The following is a 20699-nucleotide window of genomic DNA, read 5'->3' on the forward strand; positions in this document are numbered from 1 at the left end:
GGAACTTGTGTTTTCCGGCAAATCGGTCTTTGTTGCGCCTCTCATAATCGCGGATGCGCCGCGGAACAACCGGAAATGCAAGTGCAGCAACGGAGAGAGCATGAAGGCCCGGGATTTTATAACAGATGTCATGCATTCCGTTGCCTTTCTCAGCCGCCTGCCGGTTCCTTCGCGGTTTTTCGAAAATGCCGATGGCGTGTCGATGCGCCGCACCGCCCGCGCCTTTCCCGCCGCCGGCCTGCTGATCGCCCTGCCCGCGGCTTTTCTGGTGGTGATTTTCGCTACTTTCGATGCCTCGCCGCAGCTCACCGGCTGGCTTGCCATCGCCCTCACGGCGCTTCTGACAGGTGCACTGCATGAGGATGGACTGGCCGATATGGCTGATGGTTTTGGCGCAGGCAAGGACAAGGCACGCACGCTTGAGATCATGAAGGACAGCCGCATCGGCAGCTATGGCACGATCGCCATGGTGCTGTCCTTTGCCCTGCGCGCCACCGCACTCGCATCGCTGATCGAGACACTTCCCGCAAAAACTGCCGCCGCCGGCCTTATCGCCGCACTTGTCCTGAGCCGTTCCCTGATGGTGTGGCACTGGCAGGCCATGCCCACCGCCAAAACCTCCGGCATTGCCGCCGGCGCCGGCCAACCGGGAAACACCGAGCGCAATATTGCGCTGGCGATCGGGCTGCTGGTCTTCATTCTCTTCACACTGCACGCTTTGCCTCTTCTGTCGATTGCACTTGTGCTGGCGGCAGCCATTCTGGCCACCGTGCTGTTCGGCCGGCTGTGCGACAGGAAGATCGGCGGCCATACCGGCGATACCATCGGCGCCTGCCAGCAGATCACGGAGATCGTTACTCTCGTCGCCCTTGCCCTTGCGACGTAACGGTCTGATATAGATCGTCATGGAAACACCCTGCATCCATATCTGCCGCCTCGATGCGACCAACAGCCTCTGTATCGGCTGCGGCCGCACGCTGGATGAAATCGGCGGCTGGGCAGGCTATAGCGACGAGAAGCGCCGCGCGATCATGCAGGCGCTGCCGCGAAGATTGGAAAATTTGAGCGAGACCGCCAAGGAGACGCATACCGCATGAACAGGCTGACCATCGTTCTCCTTGTCCTCGCCGTGGGCCTCGGCCTACTTCTCATCAATCACGATGGTGGCCGCACGCTCGGCATCGATAATGATCAATTCGCACAGGCCCTCTATCTCGTGCCCATTGCCGGCCTCCTGTCGGTCGGCATCCTGGCCGGAAGACGCGGTGGCTTCGGCACCGTCATCCGCCAGCTCGCCGTCTGGCTCGTCATCATCCTCGGCCTCGTGTCGCTCTATCTCTATCGCTACGACCTGCAATCCTTCGGTGATCGGCTGCTTGGTGGCCTGATGCCGGGCCGCGCCGTGGTGGTGACGACCGCCGGCGGCGAACAGGAAATCGTGCTACACAAATCGATGAGCGGCCATTTCGAGGCGAATGTCAGCGTTGATGGCAAGACCATCCACATGCTCGTCGATACCGGCGCTAGCTCCGTGGTGCTGGCCAATGCCGACGCCGCCGAAATCGGCATCGACACCGGCAGCCTGCGCTATACCGTACCGGTCATGACCGCAAATGGCCGCACGGCAGCAGCCCCCGTCACCCTGTCGGAAATCGGCATCGGTCCGATCGTGCGCCGCAACATCCCTGCCCTCGTCGCCCAAGACGGCCAATTGGGCCAGAGCCTGCTCGGCATGAGCTTCCTGTCAACGCTCGGTTCGCTGCAGATGCAGACGGACGAATTGCGGTTGCGGGATCGATAAACTCATCTCGGACAAGCCATCTCATCTTGAAATCAAAGGCTTTCGCCACAATATATGTGAAGCAACAACGAGAACTTTGGGCGACGCAGAACCGCTGGAGACAGTGGATTTTCCGGAAAATCTCGCCACCTCGGCAAATGATTGACATCCCACATTGGCCATGAGACAAGATTACATGTTCAACGCAGGAGTTCTCTACATGATCGGTCCTGATCCCATCCTACTTTGATCTGAACGTCTTTCCACTGCGAGAAGCGAAGCGTCGAACTATGGTTTCGGCGCTTTTTGGTTTTTAGAAATGCCTGGCGAACGAATTTTTCGCTTCAGTTTATATCCCCTGTATTTTCGTTCCATCGTCTCCAAAAGTTTCTCGCCGGTTTTCTTTGCCTCATCCGCATGTTCATAGAGGCTCCGAATAGCACTTTCTCGCCCCTCGAGCGAAATATTGGTGAAGCTCTTGCGGTATATTCCATCTATCTTGGCGCGGATTTTATCCAGAACACCATAGAAGTAGACGACATCTCCAATGTACTCTCGCCCGGTGGCGGATATGGAATCGATATTCTTCAGATAGAAATGGGTGTGACGTGCATCTGTAATATGCGGCACGAAATCTTTGTTTTCCTTGATGCGCTCCCTGAAGGTCACATAAGAAATAGGCGCTGCGAGAAAGATCGCCATATCGGCTGTATTAAAGTCGATTTCAGCATACAGGGATCGAATAGATTTCTCTTTTTCTCGCGCTTTTTTCCAGACGCCGACGCCCACTGCTACGAATTGACCAAGTATCCAGAGCGTGAAGGCTGTGGAAGCCGCGACCACTGCAGCGAGCAATTGCGGGGTTTCAGATATTTGCTGCGTCGCTGACATGCAACGATCTCCATAAATATAATAAAAATAAACCTTGTAATAACGACAATATAAAAATCATAATTCGCCAATATTAACAATACTAAGACGCCGTTTCAAATCGTAAGCGGGGCTATGACTTGCATTCTCGATGTCAGATCGGTCACGATGGGAAAACACGGTAAGGGTGCGACCATATTAATCGGCGAATTAAAATACTCGTAGAAACACCCTTCCGAGAGATTTCTTTCAGCCCGGCCCCCGCTCAGCGAACCATTGCCCCTTGATTCCTTCCCATTTGATAATTTATGTTGGTGCTGTTCTCAGGGCGGGGTGTAATTCCCCACCGGCGGTATCGGGATTTTTCCCGGAGCCCGCGAGCGCTTCCGGTCTCCAAAGCCGGAAGGTCAGCAGATCCGGTGAGAGGCCGGAGCCGACGGTATAGTCCGGATGGAAGAGGACAAGGCATAAGGCGCCCGCGCGTGAGCGGGCTTCGCATTGCATTGTTCGCCCAAGGGATATTTGGCGCTTCTTGAAGCGCGAAAATGCCGCAAAACGGCATAACCCCTTGAAAGGCTTGAAATAGAATGACCATTGCTAAAATTGAAGACGCGATCGATGCCATTTCCCGTGGCGAGATGGTGATTGTGGTTGACGATGAAGACCGCGAAAACGAAGGCGATATCATCGCCGCTTCCGACAGCATCACTCCGCAGCAGATCGCTTTCATGATGAACCATGCCCGCGGGCTGGTCTGCGTCGCCATGCCGGGTGAGCGTCTGGATGCGCTCGACATTCCGCTGATGGTGTCGCGCAACACCGAATCACTCAAGACGGCCTTCACCGTCTCGGTGGACTATATTCCGGGCACCACGACAGGCATTTCCGCCGCCGACCGGGCAGAGACAGTGCGTGCGCTGGTGTCGGAGGGTTCGCGCCCGGAAGACTTCGCCCGTCCCGGCCACATCTTCCCGCTGCGCGCCAATCCGCAAGGTGTTCTCGGCCGCACCGGCCACACGGAAGCCGCCGTGGACCTCTGCCGCCTCGCCGGGAAATTCCCATCCGGCACCATCTGCGAAGTCGCCAATGACGACGGCACCATGGCCCGCCTGCCCCAGCTCGAAGTCTTCGCCGAACGCCACGGCCTGCTCGTCGTGACGATCAAGGATCTCGTTGCTTACCTCAAGGGCGAGATTGTCGAAGACGTGGTGCAGAAGCAGGTTGCGTGAACTGCTGCTTGTGGTGTGAATACAAAAACGCCCGGCGCAAGCCGGGCGTTAAATGGGTAACTGAAGCGCTGAAACCTCTCAGCTCCGTGATCCTCGGGCTTGACCCGAGGATCCACAACTCGGCCGTCCATGGATCCTCGGGTCAAGCCCGAGGATGACGTGGAGTGTAGTGAACCGCCGGTTGGCGCGGACGTTTATGTTCATCAGACCAGTAAGTCAGTACTTCCACGACGCCAAAACCCTACCAGCAGCAGAAACCGCCATCCACCAGCAGATCCACGCCCGTCACGAAGCTCGCCGCATCTGACAGCAGGAAGATCGCCGGACCAACCATCTCATCGACGCCCGCCATGCGCTGCATCGGCGTCTGTTCTTCGAACAGCTTGGTCTGGTGCACCATTTCCGGCCGTGTATTCATCGGCGTTGCGGTGTAACCCGGCGAGATGGTGTTGACGCGAATGCCGCGCCCCACCCACTCCATCGCCATGGATTTCGACATGTGGATGACGCCGGCCTTCGAGGCGTTGTAATGGCACTGCATCAGCCCGCGATTGACGATGACGCCAGACATGGAGGCGATGTTGACGATCGCGCCACGGCCATTCTTCAGCATGGCATTGGCTTCCGCCTGGCAGGAGAGGAAAACACCCTTCAGGTTGATGTCCATCATCGTCTGGAACTGGCTTTCCTCCATCTCCTCGGCCGGATTGGCATTGGCGATGCCGGCGGCATTGACAGCGAGTGAAAGCGCGCCAAGCTCGGCCTCAGTACGGGCAACCGCTTCAGTCAATGCCTGCTTGCTGGTGACGTCAGCCGCAATCTGGATCGACTTGCGCCCGGCCTTGGCGATGAAATCGGCGGTCTGCGCCAGACCGTCATCGGTGCGGCGATCAAGCAGCGCGACATTGGCGCCGGACTGGGCAAGCCCCATGGCGATGCGCTGGCCGATGCCGGAGCCGGCACCGGTGACAAGTGCCACCTGGCCGGAAAGATCGAACAGTTTCGGCGCGTTGAGCGTGATGGTGGACATCGGTATTTCCTTCTTCAAATGGTAGCCAGTTCCATGACCGAAACGTCGTTTGCTTCGTCACGGTTGAGAATGCCGGCCTGTTTTCCCTGCGCGAGCACGAGGATGCGGTTCGATACGCCCAGCACTTCCTCGAGATCGGAACTGACGACGATGACGGCCACGCCGCTTTTCGCCAGACCGACGATAATGTCGTAAATGCCCGCGCGTGCGCCGACATCGATGCCGCGGGTCGGCTCGTCCAGCACCACCACGCGCGGATTGCGGGCAAGCCATTTGGCAATGACCACCTTCTGCTGGTTGCCACCGGAAAGATCGGACGCCGGCTGTTCGCTGCGGCCCTTCACCCCGAATTTGGCGATGGCCTCTCTGGTAAAGGCGCGCTTGATGCGCGGCGTGATCCAGCCGGTGCCGACGCGGTCGAGATTGGCATAGATCAGGTTTTCACCGATCTCGTGCTCCACCACCAGCCCCTGCAATTTGCGGTCTTCCGGCACCATGACGACGCCCTTGGCGATAGCATCCGCCGGGCTTTTCAGCGTCAGCACCTTGCCATCCAGCAGCACCTCACCCGCACTCGTCGGGTCAGCACCGGATATCGCCCGCACCAGCTCGGTGCGTCCCGCGCCGATAAGACCGGCGATACCAAGGATTTCACCGGCGCGAACGCCGAAGCTGATGTCGCGGAAGGCATTGGTCGCGCCAGTCAGCCCCTTGACCTCCAGCACCACCTTGTCCTGCGGTTCCGGCAATGCCGGGAACAGGCGCTCCAGCGAGCGGCCGACCATGCTTTCAACGATGGTACGCACCGGCGTCGCGCTATCGGCAAATTCATGCACCCGCTCGCCGTCGCGCAACACGACGATGCGGTCGGTGATCTGTTTGATCTCTTCCATGCGGTGGGAAATATAGATGATGCCGACGCCCTCGGCGCGCAGCTTGCGCACCTGCTCGAACAGCGCCTGCGTTTCCGCGCCGCCAAGTGCCGCCGTCGGCTCATCGAGGATCAGAAGTTTCGCGTCCAGCGCCAGCGCCTTGGCGATTTCGATCAGCTGCTGGTTGGCGGTGGAAAGGCCGGCCACCTTGCGGGTGGCGGGAATGTGGAGATTGAGGCGCGCCAGCTGCTGCTGGGCTCTGCGCACCATCTCGGCGCGGTCGATAACGCCGTTCTTCATCAGCCAGCGGCCGATGAACACATTCTCGGCAATGGAAAGCTCCGGCAGAAGCTTCAGCTCCTGATGGATGAGCACGATACCCTTATCGATCGCCTCGCGCGGCGATGCAGGCGCGTATGGCTGCCCAAGCCATGTCATCTTGCCCTCGGACGGCTCACGCGAACCGGCGATGATACCTGACAGCGTGGATTTGCCCGCGCCGTTTTCACCCAGCAACGCCACCACTTCGCCCGGATAGACATCGAGATCGACGGCTTTCAGAACCTCAAGCGGACCATAACGTTTGCTGATGCCACGGAGCGAAAGAACCGGCTCGCGCATGACGGGACCTCCCAGGACACATAAGCAGCGGCAATGCCCAAGCCTTGCGTCCGAAATAACCTAAAGACAAACCAGTGAATGCCCCGCGCATCCCATGGGTCGCGCGGGGCAGCAGGATCAGGGATGGTTGGCGATGAAGCCTTCGACATTTTCCTTGGTCGTCAGCGTCGCATCGGAGAGCTGCACGGCCGGAACCTTCTCCCCGCCGACGATCTTGACGGCCATTTCCACAGCCATGCGGCCCATCTTCTGGGTCTGCTGCGTCGCGGTCACGTCGAACACGCCGTTCTTCAGCGCCTCAAGGGCTGCCGTATCACCATCGAAGCCGCCAACGACGATCTTCTGCGAAGGGTTGGCGACCTTGATTGCCTGTGCAGCGCCGAGCGCCAGACCGTCGGCCTGTGCAAAGACGATGGAAACATCCGGATTGGCCTGCAGCATGTTCTGCATGATCTGGAAGCCTTCATCCTGGCTCCACATGTTGGACCACTGTTCGGCGACGATCTTCACGCCGGAATTGGCGTTTACCGATTCCATGCAGCCCTTGGTGCGGTCCACTTCCGGTGTCGTGCCCTTCTGGCCATGGATGATGACCATCTTGCCCGAACCACCGGCCTGCTTGATGATGTAATCGCAAACCGCCTTGGCGGAGGCGACGGAATCGGTGGCAAGGAAGGTATCGCCGGGCGCGCCATCGGCATTGCGGTCGATGTTGATGACCGGGACGCCCGCAGCCTTGGCAAGCTTTACCGGAACGGTCGCAGCGGCGGCACCGGCCGGAATGTAGATCAGCGCATCGATGTTCTGGGTCAGCAGATCCTGGATCTGATTGACCTGCGTCGGACCATCGCCCTTGGCGTCAACGGTGACGACGGCAATGCCGCGCGTCTTGGCTTCGGCTTCAACGGCCTGCTTGATCTGGTTGAAGAAGTTCGCCTGCAGATTGGCGACGGCAAGGCCGATCTTCTTGACTTCGGCGGCATTGGCCTGGCCGAGCGACATGGCGAGAAGGGCGGCGGATGTCAGCAGAATGCGTGAAAATTTCATGATTATTCCTCCATTTGTTGATTGTTGACCTTCGGGCAGATCAAACCTCCTCCCCTCCGGCCGTTTTTCACGCCTCCCATGCCGGGAGGGTCGTTTATTGCGCGGACGGCTCTTCGCCATCCGCAGGCAAATTCAGCTTCTGCGGCGACGCAAGGTTTCAGCACCCACGGCCAGCACGATGACCACACCGATGATGACCTGCTGCAAAAAGGGAGAAACGTTGAGCAGATTGAGGCCATTGCGCAGCACGCCGATGATCAGCACGCCGATCAGGGTGCCGCCAATGCCGCCCGCACCGCCCGAAAGCGAGGTTCCGCCGATGACGACAGCCGCAATCGTATCCAGCTCGTAACCGAAGCCGCTGGAGGGCTGCACCGAGTCGAGACGTGCCGCAAGAACGATGCCGGCCAGACCGGCCAGAACCGCACAGGCGACATAAACGCAGATCGTCACCAGCGGCACGTTGATGCCGGCAAGACGCGCCACTTCCGGGTTGCCGCCAACAGCATAAACCGTGCGGCCTTCGGAGCGGAAACGCAGGAAAATCCAGGTGACAAGCACCACAACGAGCATCAGCAGCACGGTTGCGGTCAACACGCCGAAATGACGCTCTATCGCCAGCATCATGAACCAGTCAGGAAAACCGACGATCTGCTGTCCATCGGTGATCATATTGGCGAGACCGCGCGCCACCGACATCATCGCCAGCGTGGCAATGAAAGCAGGCACCCGGAAGGCCGTCACCAGAATACCGACCACGAGGCCGCAGGCGGCAGAGGCGACAAGCGCCAGCACGATGGCCATGCCCATCGGCATGCCCGCGACATTGGCCGTCCAGCCCATGATCATCATCGACAGCGCCAGCACCGAGCCGACGGACAAGTCGATGCCGCCAAGCAGGATCACGAAGGTCATGCCGACGGCCATGATGCCGAGCACGGTGATCTGGTCGAGAATGTTGAGCCCGTTTCGGAGCGACAGGAAGTTCTCGCTGGCGAAAGTCAAAAAGACACACAGCAGCAGCAGGCCCAAAAGCGGTCCGGTCGCACCACTCAGCCAGGCAAGCGGGCTCCTGGTGTGCGTGACCCCCTCATTGCGTTCAAGCGCGGACATGGCTCCTCCCGATGACTGTCTTGCATTTTTTAAACCGATTAGAATAATTATTCATCATCGGCGAAACATGCATAAGCCAGTTGAGAGAAGCTTGTCAATAGGGCTTTCACGGCAATGCCGATGCCGCCTGGCGATAAACATCCGCAATTCCATCTTGACAGAAACGCCATCTCTGCAATTATATAAATAGATGCATAAATATTCACACGCATGTTTTGAAGAGGATTCCATGCAGTCCCAGGAGCTAGAGCGCATTGCGCGCCAGATTCGCCTTCGCGACGTACAGGCTGTTTTTGAAGCGGGTGCGGGCCATGTCGGCGGCGAAATGTCGGCCATCGACATCATGACGGCCCTTTATTTCCGCGTCCTGCGTATCTGGCCGGATGATCCGAAGAACCCTGCCCGCGACCGCTTCGTGCTTTCCAAGGGCCATACGGCCTGCGCGCTGTATGTGACGCTTGCCAAGCGCGGTTTCATCCCGGAAGAGGAAATCTCGACCTTCCTGCAGCCGAATTCGCGCCTCAACGGCCATCCGAACTGTAACAAGGTGCCGGGCGTGGAAACCAATACCGGCCCGCTCGGTCACGGACTGCCGGTTGCCGTCGGCATGGCCAAGGCGGCCAAGCTTTCCGGTGCGGACTACCACACCTATGTCATGACCGGCGACGGCGAGATGCAGGAAGGCTCCAACTGGGAAGCCATCATGTCCGCTGCGCAATTCGACCTCAACAATCTGACGCTGATCGTCGATCACAACCGCTTCCAGCAGGGTGCGGCGCTTTCGGAAACCAATGATGTCGCGCCGCTTCGCCCGAAGCTCGAGGCTTTCGGCTGGGAAGTCAGCGAAATCAACGGCAACGCCATGGCGGAAGTCGTGTCGGCGCTGGAGCATCGCGGCAACCTCCCGCATTGCATCGTCGCCCACACCAACAAGGGTCACGGCATTTCCTTCATGCAGGACCGCGTTGACTGGCACCATAAGGTTCCGAGCAGGGAACAATATGAAATCGCCGTCAAAGAACTTTCGGAGACATTGTAATGAACGCGCCCGTAACCGCCGCCAAGCTTTATGACTGCCGCGACGCCTTCGCCGAAACGCTGGAAGCGCTGGCCGCCGGCAATGACAGGGTCGTCGCCGTCTGCAACGATTCGGTCGGCTCCTCGAAGCTCGGCGGCTTCAAGTCGAAATTCCCCGAGCGCCTCGTGAATGTCGGCATTGCCGAACAGAACATGGTCGGCGTCGGCGCTGGTCTCGCCAATGGCGGCCAGTTGCCCTTCGTCTGCGGCGCATCCTGCTTCCTCACCGGCCGCGCGCTGGAGCAAATCAAGGCCGACCTCGCCTATTCCAACGCCAATGTGAAGCTGATCGGCATCTCCTCGGGCATGGCCTATGGCGAACTCGGCCCGACGCATCATTCCATCGAAGATTTCGCCTGGACCCGCGTTCTGCCGAACCTGCCGGTCATCGCGCCCTGCGACCGCATCGAAACGGCCGCTGCCGTCAAATGGGCGGCGGACTATGCCGGCCCCTGCTTCCTGCGGCTGTCACGCGTCGGCGTGCCGGATCTGCTGCCGGAAGGCCATATCTTCGAACTCGGCCGCGCTAACCTGCTGCGTGAAGGTTCCGACCTGACTTTGATCGCCAATGGCACGCTGACCCACCGCATCGTCAAGGCCGCCGATATTCTGGCCAGCCGTGGCGTCAAGGCGCGGGTGCTGAACATGGCGACCGTACGTCCCATCGATGAGGCGGCGATCGTCGCCGCAGCGAAGGAAACCGGCGCGATCTTGACGGCTGAAGAACATTCGATCTTCGGCGGCCTTGGTTCGGCCATTGCCGAAGTCGTGGTTGAGCAGGCCCCCGTACCGATGAAACGTCTCGGCGTTCCCGGTGTCTTTGCCCACACCGGTTCGGCCGAATGGCTGCTGGATGAATTCGGCATGGCGCCGGCCGCCATTGCGGATGCGGCCGAAGCGCTGATCAAGAGAAAATAAGGTCTCCTCCCAGAGTCGTCGCGTGTCTTCGGATGCGCGGCGACACCCTTTCTGCAATATCGTCGTTTAATCGCCGCAAGGCCGAAACGAAAAACTGCCGACGAAAGACTCACGTAATGCGCGCCATTCTGTCCATCGATCAGGGCACCACCAATTCCAAGGCCATACTCGTCTCGGAAAGCGGAGAGCTGCTGGCGCGCGGCTCATCTCCCGTCGGCATCGCCTATCCGCAGCCCGGCTGGGTGGAACAGGATCCGAACCGCATCTGGGCCTCGGTCCGTGAAGCGATCTCCACCTGCCTCGCCGCCGCCCCCTCTGTGATCGATGTCGCGGCCATCGCCATTTCCAACCAGCGCGAATCCGTCACCATCTGGGATGGCGAAACCGGCGAGCCGCTCGGCCCGGTGCTCAGCTGGCAATGCCGCCGCACGGCGCAGGACTGCGCCGAACTGATCGAAAAGGGCCATTCCGAGCGCGTCATGGCGCTGACCGGCCTGCCGATCGACCCCATGTTTCCCGGCGCAAAAATGCGCTGGCTTCTGGAGCGCGCGCCGAAGGGGCGCAGGCTCCGTGTCGGCACCATCGATAGCTGGCTCATCCATTGCTTCACCGGCGGCAAGGTGCATGCCTGCGACGCCTCCAACGCCGCCCGCAGCCAGGTGCTCGATCTCAACCGGCAGGTCTGGAGCGATGAGCTTTGCGAGCTCTTCGGCATCGATATCAACACCCTGCCCGATCTGCGCGACAGCAGCGGCGACTTCGGCACCACATCAGGCGTTCCCGGTATCAAGGACGGCACACCGATCCTCGCCGCCATCGGCGACAGCCACGCAGCCCTCTTCGGTCACGGCGCCTTCAACCCCGGCGATGGTAAGGTCACTTTCGGTACCGGCTCATCTGTGATGACCACTCTGCCGCATTTCATCGCGCCCGAACGCGACATCACCACCACCGTTGCATGGCGGCTCGGCGGCAAACCAACCTTTGCCTTTGAAGGCAATATTCTCGTTTCGGCAGCCTCCCTGCCCTGGATGACGGAGATTCTCGGCCTGCCGGATGTCGCCGCGCTGGTGGAACTCGCCGCCACTGCCGAGCCAAACGGTCCCGGTTTCGTGCCGGCCTTCGTTGGCCTCGGTGCGCCCTATTGGGATACCAATGCGCGCGCCCTGTTCTCCCAGATCAATTTCAGCACCACGCGTGCCCAGATGGCCCGCGCCGTCACTGACTCGATTGCCTTTCAGGTCCATGACGTCTTCGCCGCCATGCGCGCGCAGTCGCCTTCGGGTTTTGGACGGCTGTTCGTGGATGGCGGCCCGAGCCAGAACCGTTTCCTGATGCAATGTGTCGCCGACATGCTGCAACACCCCGTCATCCAGCGTGACGCGCCGGAAGCCTCGGCACTGGGTGCCGCCTATCTCGCCGGCCTCGCCCTCGGTGTCTGGAGCGACCTCGACGCCATCGCGGCGTTGAACAGCAACGGCAACACCATCGCGCCGTCCGCGAGCGAAAACAGCCAGCGGCTCAGCGTCTGGCGCGATGCGATTGCCCGCTCGACCTTGCCTGTAACCTCGGGTAATGGTGAATAAAAATTCACCCTGGAGGGCTTATGGGCAGGCTAAACGAACTTCGAATGATATCCCGCGTGGCGCAGATGTATTTCAGCGAGCACAAAAGGCAGGCGGAAATTGCGCAGCATCTCAACCTGTCGCAGGCCACCGTCTCGCGCATGTTGAAGCGTGCCGAGGCCGAAGGCATCGTCCGCACCAGCATCATTCCGCCGCCCGGCACCTATAGCGATCTGGAAGCGCAGCTGCGCGAACGTTTCGACCTGCCGGAAGCCATCGTTGTCGATTGCAGCGAGGATCGCGACGGTGCGATCATGGCCCGCATCGGCGAGGCAGCGGCCCATTTCCTCGAGGTGACGCTGTCGCAGAACGAGATCATCGGTGTTTCCAGCTGGAGCCAGACGATCTTCAAGATGGTGGAAAACATCCACCCGCTTAAAGGTGCCAAGGCGCGCTACATCGTCCAGACGCTGGGCGGCATGGGCGATCCTTCCGTTCAGACGCATGCGACCCAGATCACCACCCGGCTGGCGCGGCTGACGGAAGCCGAACCGAAACTGCTGCCGGTGCCGGGCGTCGCCACCTCGCGCGAAGCCAAGCTCTTGATGCTCGCCGATCCCTTCGTGCGCGAAACCATCGATCTTTTCGGGTCGATCACGCTCGCCATCGTCGGCGTCGGCGCGGTTGAACCATCGGAGCTTCTCGCCCGTTCCGGCAACATTTTTTCCGCCAAGGAACTGGCCGATCTCGCCCAGGCGGGTGCGGTGGGCGACATCTCGCTGCGCTTCTTCGACAAGGACGGCAAGCCGGTGAAGACGCCGCTCGACGACCGGGTCATCGGCCTGCCGCTGGAAAACCTCTCCAATGTCGACCGCGTCATTGCGCTGGCCGGCGGCTCGAAAAAGACCGAGGCGATTGCTGGCGCACTCAGAACCGGTGTGATCGACGTGCTCGTCACCGATAAATTCACCGCCGAACGACTGGTCGGCAAGGAAACATAGCCAAAATCCCATAAGGAGGAGACATGAGGCGCTTTGAAGGTCAATCCGTATTCGTGACCGGAGGCAATAAGGGCATCGGATACGGCATCGCCCGCCGTTTTGCCGAGGAAGGCGCGAAAGTCGCCATCGCCTCTGTCGACAGGGACACTCATGACGCCGCCAGAAAACTGGCGGACGAAACTGGCGCGGCCACCCACGGCGTCATCCTCGATGTGCGCGACGCGGCAGCGGTGCGCGACGCCTATGGTGCCGCCGAAGAAGCGATCGGCCCGCTTTCCATCTCCGTCCAGAATGCCGGCGTCATCACCATTTCCAAGATCGAGGAACTGACGCAGGAACAGTGGGATTTCAATCTCGACGTCAACACCAAAGGCGCGTTCCTCTGCTGCCAGGAGGCGATCCGCCGCTTCCGCGAAAGCGGCATCAAAGGTCGTCTCGTCAACACCGCTTCCGGCCAGGCGCGTCAGGGCTTCATCTATACCCCGCATTACGCCGCCTCGAAATTCGGCGTTATCGGCCTGACCCAAAGCCTTGCCAAGGAACTGGCGCCTGAGGGCATCACCGTCAACGCCATTTGCCCGGGCATCATCCATACCGAAATGTGGGACTATAACGACCGCGTCTGGGGCCAGATGCTGGGCGACTACAAGCCGGGCGAACTAATGGCCGAATGGGTACGCAACATCCCCATGCGCCGCGCTGGAACGCCCGCGGAAGTGGCCGCACTGGTGGCGTTTCTGGCGTCCGAGGATGCGGCATACATCACCGGCCAGACGATCAATGTCGACGGTGGGTTGATCATGTCTTGAGGGCTCGCGACCTCTCTGCTCCCGTCATCCTCGGGCTTGACCCGAGGATCCATCCCCACGCAACCATGGATCCTCGGGTCAAGCCCGAGGATGACGGCACTGTAGAGAAGTCTTCAGTGACAGGCAGTAATCCGCAATGTCAGTTACGCAGCCGATACCCCGTCTTGAACATCCAGGCGACAACGCCAAGGCAGAGCCCCAGAAACAGCGTGATCATCGCAAGGCTGATGACGGGATTGACGTCGGCGATCTCGTAAAAGCTCCAGCGGAAACCGCTGATGAGATAAAGCACCGGATTGAAGTGGCTGACCGTCTGCCAGAAGGGCGGCAGCATGTCGATGGAATAGAAGCTGCCACCGAGGAAGGTCAATGGCGGCACCACCAGCATGGGAATGAGGTTCAGCTGCTCGAAATTCGTCGCCCAGATGCCGATGATAAAACCGAACAGGCTGAAACTGACAGCCGTCAGCACGAAGAACAGCACCATCATGAACGGGTGGGCAATGTGGATATCCACGAAGAACGTGGCCGTGATCAGAATGATCGTGCCGATCATCAGCCCCTTGGTCGCCGCCGCCCCGACATAACCGGCGACGATTTCCGTCATCGAGACGGGCGCAGACAATATCTCATAGACCGTGCCGGTGAATTTCGGGAAATAGATGCCGAAGGAGCCGTTGCTGATACATTGGGTCAGAAGCGTCAGCATGATCAGGCCGGGCGTTATGAAAGCGCCATAGGAAACGCCGCCAACTTCCTGAATCCGCGAGCCGATCGCGGTTCCAAACACGATGAAATAGAGCGAGGTGGAAATGACCGGAGACACCACGCTCTGCAACAGGGTGCGCCGCGTGCGCGCCATTTCGAAAAGATAGATGGCCTTGATGGCTTCGAAATTCATTTCTGGTCTCCCACCAGCGAAACGAAAATATCCTCCAGCGAACTCTGTCGCGTGGAAATATCCTTGAAGTGTATGTTGGCGGCGGAAAGAGCGCCCAGAAGATCGGCCATGCGTCCCTGCTCGCCATTATCCTCGATTTCATAGGTGATGGTGCAGCGATCGTCTGAAAGCGTAAGCCCGAAGGGCGCAAGGCTTTCCGGCAACTGCTCCACCGGCTGCGCGAGTTCAAGGAAAAGCTGCTTGCGGCCGAGTTTCTTCATCAGCGCCGTCTTTTCCTCGACCAGCAGCAACTCGCCACCATTGATGACGCCCACGCGGTCGGCGATCTCTTCCGCCTCTTCGATGTAGTGCGTCGTAAGGATGATGGTGACGCCCTTGGCGCGCAGCTCGGAGACGACATTCCACATGTCACGGCGCAGGGTCACATCCACACCGGCGGTCGGCTCGTCGAGGAACAGCACTTTTGGCTCATGTGCCAGCGCCTTGGCAATCAGCACACGCCGTTTCATGCCGCCGGAAAGCTCCCGCAGCATGTTGTCCTTCTTGCTCCACAGCGACAGGGATTTGAGGATGCGCTCGATCAGTTCCGGGTTCTTCTTCTGCCCGTGCAGGCCGCGCGAAAAGCTGACGGTGTTCCACACAGTTTCGAACTGGTCAGTCGTCAACTCCTGCGGCACGAGACCGATCAGGGCGCGGGTCTGGCGAAAATCCTTCACCACATCATGCCCGCCGACAAAAACGGAACCTTCACCCGGATTGACGAGACCACAAACGATGGAGATCAACGTTGTCTTGCCGGCACCGTTCGGACCCAGAAGAGCGAGGATTTCTCCCTCTCTGATATCAAGGCTGACGCCTTTGAGCGCCTGAAAGCCATTTGCGTAGGATTTGGTCAGATTCCGTATCGAAACAATGGCATTCATCGCGAATCTTTCGAAAAACCGAGTAAGATGCACGCCATATAGGCCGTGAAACGTGCAAATGCCAGCCCGAGAGCCTGAACACTGCGTTCCACGGGGAAGGAAAATCAGCCGTAGACACTATAGAAAAACTGCGCTGCAACGAAGACCAGAAACACCCCGAAGGCCCGTTCCAGCTGCTTCTTGCTGAGCGCATGCGCCAGCCGCGCGCCATAGGGCGCAACGACAAGCGTGATGGGGATCAAGAGCACCACGGCGATCCAGTTGATGAAGCCGGTGGAAAATGGCGGCAGGCCCGCATCGCCCCAGCCGGCCCAGATGTAACCCAACAGACCCGGCAGCGAAATCAGCACACCGACACCGGAAGACGTGGCAACCGCCTGATGGATGGTGCGTCCGTAGAGCGTCATGAAGGTATTGTTCATCACCCCGCCGCCAACGCCCATCAGGCCGGAAAAAAGCCCGATGCCCGTGCCCACCAGAAACCGGCCCGGATTATTCGGCAGGTCTGAACCAAGATGCCAGCTCGCCCGGTTGAAGATCATCCGGAAGGCGAGCGCGAGCGCGATGAAGGCGAAGATCAGCCGGAGCGCGACGCTGGAGGCATGGGCGGCCACGACAGATGCGAGGATGGTGCCGAGCGGCACGGCGACGATCCAGCCCTTCAGCAGATCGATATCGACGGCGCCCTTCTGGCGATGCGTCAGAAACGAACGGATGGAGGTCGGCACGATGATGGCAAGCGACGTGCCGAGCGACAGATGCATGCGCACCGCCTCCGGCACATCCAGCAGCCCGAAGACCTGGTAGAAGACGGGCACCAGCACCGCGCCGCCGCCGATGCCGAACAGCCCCGCCAGAAGACCGGCGATCACACCGGCCGCCGCAAGCGCCGCGGCAAAGACCATTATCTCTGAAACAGGGGGCATGAAGGCGGGCTCCCGGGGTCCGTTGTCACAAACATGTGACCCTCATAGCGTATCAGAGACGGGCGGCAAGCCATGTTGGCCGCAGGTCAGTACGGCGCGATGTCTTTTGCCGCCTATCCCGCGCCGGATAGACCGCTTCTTGGGACCATGTCCCATTGCATGCCCTTGCAAAGACGCCGATATCCCCCCGATAAGGCAGTCTTCTTCACCGGCCTTCGGGCCGGTCTTTTTTTGCGAAGACCGAGAGTAGGCAAGCGGAGCTTCTCATGCAGCCGCCTCCCCCACCTCCGTCATTCCGGCCTTGAGCCGGAATCCAGCCAGCCCAAGCCCTTGGGCTGAAAACACTCTTCCCGCCACGCGAGAGCTGCGTCGACCGGATTTCGGCTCAGCGCCGGAATACTGGGAAATGAAGCTGAACACCCTTTGAAATCCGCTAATCGCAATGCCTGTAACCTGACTTGCGGGTGCGCAGGTCGAAGTGAAAGTGGTTCCAGTGATTGGGATCGCTGCCCGGCCCGAGAACGGTCGAGAAATATTTGCAGCTATCGGACCGCACCGCCTTCAGCAGCGCTTTCTCGCGGAAGGCGAAGAAGCTTTTGCTGCGAACGTCGATCTCCTTGCCATTCTTCAGCGTGATGGTGCCGATGTCGATGGCGTTGCCGCGCGCATGTTCAGACCAGGGATTGCTGGAGCGCGAATTCATCTTGCGGCAGGAATAACCACCCATCGGCGTGATGCGGCCGACGCCCGAGAGATAACGGAAGCGCGAGGATGGCACGAGTTCGAACTTCACCCATTTGGCGAAGGCAAGCGTGACCTGGCAATTGAGCTTCACCGCCGGGCGGATCGCGACGCCGCTTGCCAGACCACTGAGTTCGATCGGATAATCGATACCGCAGGTCGGACCATCGGCAATGCGGGCGACGTCGCGGAAAGCGACGCCGAGGCGGCGTAGTTCGGAGCGGCAGGCGACTTCAGAGGACGGCATGACGCCGGGTGGCATGGAGCGGTCGCTTTGCGGCCCACCCCGCGCCATGGGATCGTTTGGCATCAACATGGCCACCTCCTCCACCGGCTGGCGGCGGGAAGACGCGCCAACGGGCGGCGGCGGTATCAGCCGCGATTGCCCGGCGCTCTGCTGCCGGCGCGGCGGAACGACGGCGACCGGATTGTCGGTGCCGATACCATCCACCACCGGCTGCTCCGAAACACCTTCGGCAATATCGGCATCCTGCTCTTCCGCGAGCCCGCGCACCGGCTCCACGCCCAGCATGGAATCCATGTTCACCCCACCCTCGCCTTCGGCGATCTGGCTGGAGGCGACCTGCTGGTTGGGCATGGCCTGATTTTGCATGGTCTGGGTTGGCACGCTGTGGCCGCTTGCCGCCATGCGCGCCTGATGCTGGGTATCAAGCGTTGAGTAACCCTGCCCGCCCTGCGGCGATTGCAGCAGGGGGTCCTGCGAAGCGTAAGGCTCCGGCATTGGCTGCGACACGGCCGCTGGATAATCGGTGGACTGCCCGACCCGCTCGGCCTGATAGACCGCGCCTGATGGTGCGCTGTAGCCCTGCTGACGCGACGACCGGATGGCGCTGACACGCGTGGTGCCATCAACCTCGGCCGGCGGCACGAGGCCTTCCGCCGAACACGACACCATAACCGTGGAAATCATCAGCAACGTCACAAGACGACGCGGAAGGGAAACATACGCCATACGAGAACCTGTACCTTCAGCGGCCGCTACTCGCGGCAATACAGGATAAATTTTAAAGAAATGAGGTAAACGAAACCTTATTGGTTGCCGGAAATAACGAACCTGGCTGTTGCATGACGCTGCAGATGAAGGAGGCGCGATCGAAATTGGGTCGAAGGCGATGACAGAAATGCTGAAGCCTCTCCTCCAACATCCAGCAACGAAACCTCTCCTTGCGTCACCCGGCGCGCAAACTTCTCCTCCGTCATCCTCGGGCTTGACCCGAGGATCCATGGTCACGCCCGGTTGTAGATCCTCGGGTCGAGCCCGAGGATGACGTCGAGTGTGAAAAGAGCTTGTCAGTCACCCAAGGGCGCAGCCAAAACCACGCCCTCCAGTTTGCCCGAAACAGACAAAATCACGCCGCCCGTGAAACCTCGCGTCCCGTTCCCTGTCCAAGTTCGAAACGGGAAAGCAGCGAGCGCAGCTGCTGGCTTTCCTCGGCAAGCGTCTGGCTGGCGGCCGTTGTCTCTTCCACCATGGCGGCATTCTGCTGCGTCATCTGATCCATATGGTTGACGGAGGTATTGATCTCCTGCAGGCCGGTCGCCTGTTCCCGCGCCGCCGTGGCGATGGAATTCACATGACCTTCGACGCGGTTGACCAGCGCCACGATCTCTTCCAGCGCATCGCCCGTGGAACGCACGAGCGCGACACCGCCGCCGACCTCTTCCGCCGAACGGTTGATGAGGGTCTTGATCTCCTTGGCCGCATTGGCGGAGCGTTGTGCCAGTTCGCGAACCTCCTGCGCCACCACGGCAAAACCACGTCCCGCTTCGCCCGCCCGTGCGGCCTCAACCCCGGCATTCAGCGCCAGCAGATTGGTCTGGAAAGCGATCTCGTCGATGACGGAGATGATCTGACCGATGCGTTTGGAGGAATCCTCGATACGGCCCATGGCATCAACGGCGTTTCGAACGATCTCGCCCGAGCGGCCGGCGCTGGTTTTCGTGTCCTGCACCATCTGCCGCGCCTCATTGGCCCGCTCAGAAGCGGTGCGTACGGTGGCGGTGATCTCGTCAAGGGCCGCTGCCGTCTCCTCCAGCGCCGCCGCCTGCTGTTCGGTCCGGCGTGAAAGATTACCCGTCGCGCCGCTGATATCGGAGGCGCTGTCATTGACGACATCGCCGGTTCGGGCAATCGCCTCGATGGCGCCGTGCAATGCGCCAACCGCACGATTGAAATCCATGCGCAGTTTTTCATAATCCGCGCCAATATCGGCAAGCTCGACGGTCAGATCGCCATTGGCAAGCGCCTCCAGCGAATTGCCGAGCTGGGTCATGGCATGGGCCTGACGTTCAGACGCGGAGCGCAGAACCGTTTCATTGCCCCGCCGCGCCTCTTCCAGTGCCCGCTGCTGGTCAGCCTCGCGGGCCTGCAGGGCGCTGCGCTCATTGACGCTGTCACGCAAGACCAGAAGCGTCTTGGCAATCGCGCCGATTTCGTTGCGGCGGTCAGCGAACTGGATTTCGGCCGCGCCGTCACCATCGGCGATCCGCTTCATGCTCTGGCGGATAAGGTCGATCGGTCGCGTCACGCTGCGCACGACGGCGGCTGCCACGCCGATGACCAGAAGGGCAGACAGAACGCACAGACCGATGTTGAAATAGGCATCGCTCCAGAACACCGCCTCAAGATCGTCCACATAAACACCGGTGCCGACAATCCATCCCCAGGGGGCGAAACCGGCGACATGGGAAAACTTCTCCACCGGGTCCGGCGCACCGGGTTTCGGCCAATAATAATCGACAAAACCCTGACCGCCCGCCTTCACCGTGTTCACGAATTCGACGAACAGCGCCTTACCGTTCGGATCCTTGTTGGCGGTAAGGTCGGTGCCGTTCATTTCAGGCTTGATTGGATGCATCACCATATTGGGATGCATGTCGTTGATCCAGAAATAACCGCTGCCATTGCCATAACGCATCGCCGCGATTGTGGTTTTGGCCTGCTGCTGCGCGGCTTCCCGTGTCAGGCTGCCGCTCTGCTCCAGACGATAATATTGCTCGAGAATGGCAACGGCGGTTTCGTTCATCGCCGCAAGCCCGGCTTTGCGCTCGCGCTCCATCTCGTGGAAGGTTTCAAAAAGGCTGAATGTCAGCGCCGCGGTCAATATTGTCAGAAACAATGCGACTAGCGCATAAAGACGCATAGATATCGTAACGTTTTTCATATTCCCCCCAACGCCGACGATGGCATTCCCATCAGCCGATGTTAAAGTTGAAAAATTTATTATCATTAAATACGCATCTTATACGTTAGTA

The 20699-nt window shown here is 59.9% G+C and carries 19 protein-coding genes and 1 riboswitch; of the genes, 9 read left to right on the top strand and 10 right to left on the bottom strand.

Annotation, left to right across the window (positions count from 1 at the left end; all coding sequences use genetic code 11):
• The first annotated feature begins 100 nt into the window (after nt 1-100).
• Genes QSV77_RS07750 through QSV77_RS07760 form a run of 3 tightly spaced genes read left to right on the top strand, consistent with a single transcriptional unit; the run spans nt 101 to nt 1801 of the window.
• Nucleotides 101-886, top strand: coding sequence for an adenosylcobinamide-GDP ribazoletransferase (locus tag QSV77_RS07750; protein WP_368045851.1), 786 nt, complete (start codon nt 101-103; stop codon nt 884-886).
• Nucleotides 887-905: 19 nt separating this feature from the next.
• A complete protein-coding gene (locus QSV77_RS07755; protein WP_302733035.1) occupies nt 906-1097 on the top strand; it encodes a DUF1289 domain-containing protein in 192 nt (63 codons plus the stop codon).
• Complete coding sequence (locus QSV77_RS07760; RefSeq protein ID WP_302733036.1) at nt 1094-1801, top strand: TIGR02281 family clan AA aspartic protease; 708 nt, start codon at nt 1094-1096, stop codon at nt 1799-1801. Before QSV77_RS07755 ends, QSV77_RS07760 begins: the two co-directional genes overlap by 4 nt.
• 267 nt (nt 1802-2068) lie before the next feature.
• On the opposite strand, the gene QSV77_RS07765 is transcribed toward QSV77_RS07760, so the two are convergent.
• A complete protein-coding gene (locus QSV77_RS07765; RefSeq protein WP_302733037.1) occupies nt 2069-2671 on the bottom strand; it encodes a hypothetical protein in 603 nt (200 codons plus the stop codon).
• A 294-nt stretch (nt 2672-2965) separates the two neighbouring features.
• A riboswitch (FMN riboswitch) is annotated at nt 2966-3116 on the top strand.
• A gap of 121 nt (nt 3117-3237) precedes the next feature.
• On the opposite strand from QSV77_RS07765, the gene ribB reads away from it, so the two are divergent.
• Nucleotides 3238-3879, top strand: coding sequence for a 3,4-dihydroxy-2-butanone-4-phosphate synthase (gene ribB, locus QSV77_RS07770; RefSeq protein ID WP_302733038.1), 642 nt, complete (start codon nt 3238-3240; stop codon nt 3877-3879).
• Between the two features lie 241 nt (nt 3880-4120).
• Here ribB and QSV77_RS07775 read toward each other — a convergent pair whose 3' ends face one another.
• From QSV77_RS07775 to QSV77_RS07790, 4 genes are all read right to left on the bottom strand, one after another.
• Nucleotides 4121-4909 carry an SDR family oxidoreductase gene (locus QSV77_RS07775; RefSeq protein ID WP_065115987.1) on the bottom strand — a complete coding sequence of 263 codons (789 nt, stop codon included), beginning with the start codon at nt 4907-4909 and terminating at the stop codon, nt 4121-4123.
• A gap of 14 nt (nt 4910-4923) precedes the next feature.
• Complete coding sequence (locus tag QSV77_RS07780; protein ID WP_271363556.1) at nt 4924-6402, bottom strand: sugar ABC transporter ATP-binding protein; 1479 nt, start codon at nt 6400-6402, stop codon at nt 4924-4926.
• A 117-nt stretch (nt 6403-6519) separates the two neighbouring features.
• Nucleotides 6520-7449, bottom strand: coding sequence for a sugar ABC transporter substrate-binding protein (locus QSV77_RS07785; RefSeq protein ID WP_065115989.1), 930 nt, complete (start codon nt 7447-7449; stop codon nt 6520-6522).
• 132 nt (nt 7450-7581) lie between these two features.
• Nucleotides 7582-8562, bottom strand: a complete 981-nt coding sequence (locus QSV77_RS07790; protein ID WP_127758017.1) for an ABC transporter permease — start codon at nt 8560-8562, stop codon at nt 7582-7584.
• A gap of 229 nt (nt 8563-8791) precedes the next feature.
• Here QSV77_RS07790 and QSV77_RS07795 point away from each other — a divergent pair, with 229 nt between their 5' ends.
• The 5 genes from QSV77_RS07795 to QSV77_RS07815 all read left to right on the top strand — a co-directional run bounded on the left by QSV77_RS07795 (nt 8792) and on the right by QSV77_RS07815 (nt 13932).
• The gene (locus tag QSV77_RS07795) at nt 8792-9601 is read left to right on the top strand and encodes a transketolase (protein WP_302733040.1); all 810 of its coding nucleotides are present in this window, start codon (nt 8792-8794) and stop codon (nt 9599-9601) included.
• Entirely contained in the window at nt 9601-10557 is a 957-nt protein-coding gene (locus QSV77_RS07800; RefSeq protein ID WP_302733041.1) for a transketolase family protein, read from the top strand. Before QSV77_RS07795 ends, QSV77_RS07800 begins: the two co-directional genes overlap by 1 nt.
• A gap of 116 nt (nt 10558-10673) precedes the next feature.
• Nucleotides 10674-12143 (top strand): FGGY family carbohydrate kinase, encoded by a 1470-nt coding sequence (locus QSV77_RS07805; RefSeq protein ID WP_302733042.1) that lies wholly within the window; start codon nt 10674-10676, stop codon nt 12141-12143.
• A gap of 20 nt (nt 12144-12163) precedes the next feature.
• Complete coding sequence (locus tag QSV77_RS07810; protein WP_046798190.1) at nt 12164-13123, top strand: sugar-binding transcriptional regulator; 960 nt, start codon at nt 12164-12166, stop codon at nt 13121-13123.
• Nucleotides 13124-13146: 23 nt separating this feature from the next.
• Nucleotides 13147-13932 (top strand): SDR family oxidoreductase, encoded by a 786-nt coding sequence (locus QSV77_RS07815; protein WP_302733043.1) that lies wholly within the window; start codon nt 13147-13149, stop codon nt 13930-13932.
• A 139-nt stretch (nt 13933-14071) separates the two neighbouring features.
• Here QSV77_RS07815 and QSV77_RS07820 read toward each other — a convergent pair whose 3' ends face one another.
• The 5 genes from QSV77_RS07820 to QSV77_RS07840 all read right to left on the bottom strand — a co-directional run bounded on the left by QSV77_RS07820 (nt 14072) and on the right by QSV77_RS07840 (nt 20608).
• Entirely contained in the window at nt 14072-14833 is a 762-nt protein-coding gene (locus QSV77_RS07820) for an ABC transporter permease (protein ID WP_142840156.1), read from the bottom strand.
• The gene (locus QSV77_RS07825) at nt 14830-15756 is read right to left on the bottom strand and encodes an ABC transporter ATP-binding protein (protein WP_142840157.1); all 927 of its coding nucleotides are present in this window, start codon (nt 15754-15756) and stop codon (nt 14830-14832) included. Before QSV77_RS07825 ends, QSV77_RS07820 begins: the two co-directional genes overlap by 4 nt.
• A 104-nt stretch (nt 15757-15860) precedes the next feature.
• Nucleotides 15861-16682 carry a sulfite exporter TauE/SafE family protein gene (locus tag QSV77_RS07830; RefSeq protein ID WP_035242351.1) on the bottom strand — a complete coding sequence of 274 codons (822 nt, stop codon included), beginning with the start codon at nt 16680-16682 and terminating at the stop codon, nt 15861-15863.
• A 433-nt stretch (nt 16683-17115) separates the two neighbouring features.
• The gene (locus QSV77_RS07835; protein ID WP_302733045.1) at nt 17116-18396 is read right to left on the bottom strand and encodes an extensin family protein; all 1281 of its coding nucleotides are present in this window, start codon (nt 18394-18396) and stop codon (nt 17116-17118) included.
• Nucleotides 18397-18793: 397 nt separating this feature from the next.
• A complete protein-coding gene (locus tag QSV77_RS07840; protein WP_302733046.1) occupies nt 18794-20608 on the bottom strand; it encodes a methyl-accepting chemotaxis protein in 1815 nt (604 codons plus the stop codon).
• Nucleotides 20609-20699: the final 91 nt, after the last annotated feature.

Origin of the sequence: Agrobacterium sp. V1 (genome assembly GCF_030518355.1) — a bacterium.
GTDB classification, from domain to species: domain Bacteria; phylum Pseudomonadota; class Alphaproteobacteria; order Rhizobiales; family Rhizobiaceae; genus Agrobacterium; species Agrobacterium cucumeris.

Coding starts and splice junctions, on each gene's coding strand:
- QSV77_RS07750 (WP_368045851.1), top strand. CDS start 101: ATGAAGGCCCGGGATTTTATAACAGATGTCATGCATTCCGTTGCCTTT.
- QSV77_RS07755 (WP_302733035.1), top strand. CDS start 906: ATGGAAACACCCTGCATCCATATCTGCCGCCTCGATGCGACCAACAGC.
- QSV77_RS07760 (WP_302733036.1), top strand. CDS start 1,094: ATGAACAGGCTGACCATCGTTCTCCTTGTCCTCGCCGTGGGCCTCGGC.
- QSV77_RS07765 (WP_302733037.1), bottom strand. CDS start 2,671: ATGTCAGCGACGCAGCAAATATCTGAAACCCCGCAATTGCTCGCTGCA.
- ribB (WP_302733038.1), top strand. CDS start 3,238: ATGACCATTGCTAAAATTGAAGACGCGATCGATGCCATTTCCCGTGGC.
- QSV77_RS07775 (WP_065115987.1), bottom strand. CDS start 4,909: ATGTCCACCATCACGCTCAACGCGCCGAAACTGTTCGATCTTTCCGGC.
- QSV77_RS07780 (WP_271363556.1), bottom strand. CDS start 6,402: ATGCGCGAGCCGGTTCTTTCGCTCCGTGGCATCAGCAAACGTTATGGT.
- QSV77_RS07785 (WP_065115989.1), bottom strand. CDS start 7,449: ATGAAATTTTCACGCATTCTGCTGACATCCGCCGCCCTTCTCGCCATG.
- QSV77_RS07790 (WP_127758017.1), bottom strand. CDS start 8,562: ATGTCCGCGCTTGAACGCAATGAGGGGGTCACGCACACCAGGAGCCCG.
- QSV77_RS07795 (WP_302733040.1), top strand. CDS start 8,792: ATGCAGTCCCAGGAGCTAGAGCGCATTGCGCGCCAGATTCGCCTTCGC.
- QSV77_RS07800 (WP_302733041.1), top strand. CDS start 9,601: ATGAACGCGCCCGTAACCGCCGCCAAGCTTTATGACTGCCGCGACGCC.
- QSV77_RS07805 (WP_302733042.1), top strand. CDS start 10,674: ATGCGCGCCATTCTGTCCATCGATCAGGGCACCACCAATTCCAAGGCC.
- QSV77_RS07810 (WP_046798190.1), top strand. CDS start 12,164: ATGGGCAGGCTAAACGAACTTCGAATGATATCCCGCGTGGCGCAGATG.
- QSV77_RS07815 (WP_302733043.1), top strand. CDS start 13,147: ATGAGGCGCTTTGAAGGTCAATCCGTATTCGTGACCGGAGGCAATAAG.
- QSV77_RS07820 (WP_142840156.1), bottom strand. CDS start 14,833: ATGAATTTCGAAGCCATCAAGGCCATCTATCTTTTCGAAATGGCGCGC.
- QSV77_RS07825 (WP_142840157.1), bottom strand. CDS start 15,756: ATGAATGCCATTGTTTCGATACGGAATCTGACCAAATCCTACGCAAAT.
- QSV77_RS07830 (WP_035242351.1), bottom strand. CDS start 16,682: ATGCCCCCTGTTTCAGAGATAATGGTCTTTGCCGCGGCGCTTGCGGCG.
- QSV77_RS07835 (WP_302733045.1), bottom strand. CDS start 18,396: ATGGCGTATGTTTCCCTTCCGCGTCGTCTTGTGACGTTGCTGATGATT.
- QSV77_RS07840 (WP_302733046.1), bottom strand. CDS start 20,608: ATGAAAAACGTTACGATATCTATGCGTCTTTATGCGCTAGTCGCATTG.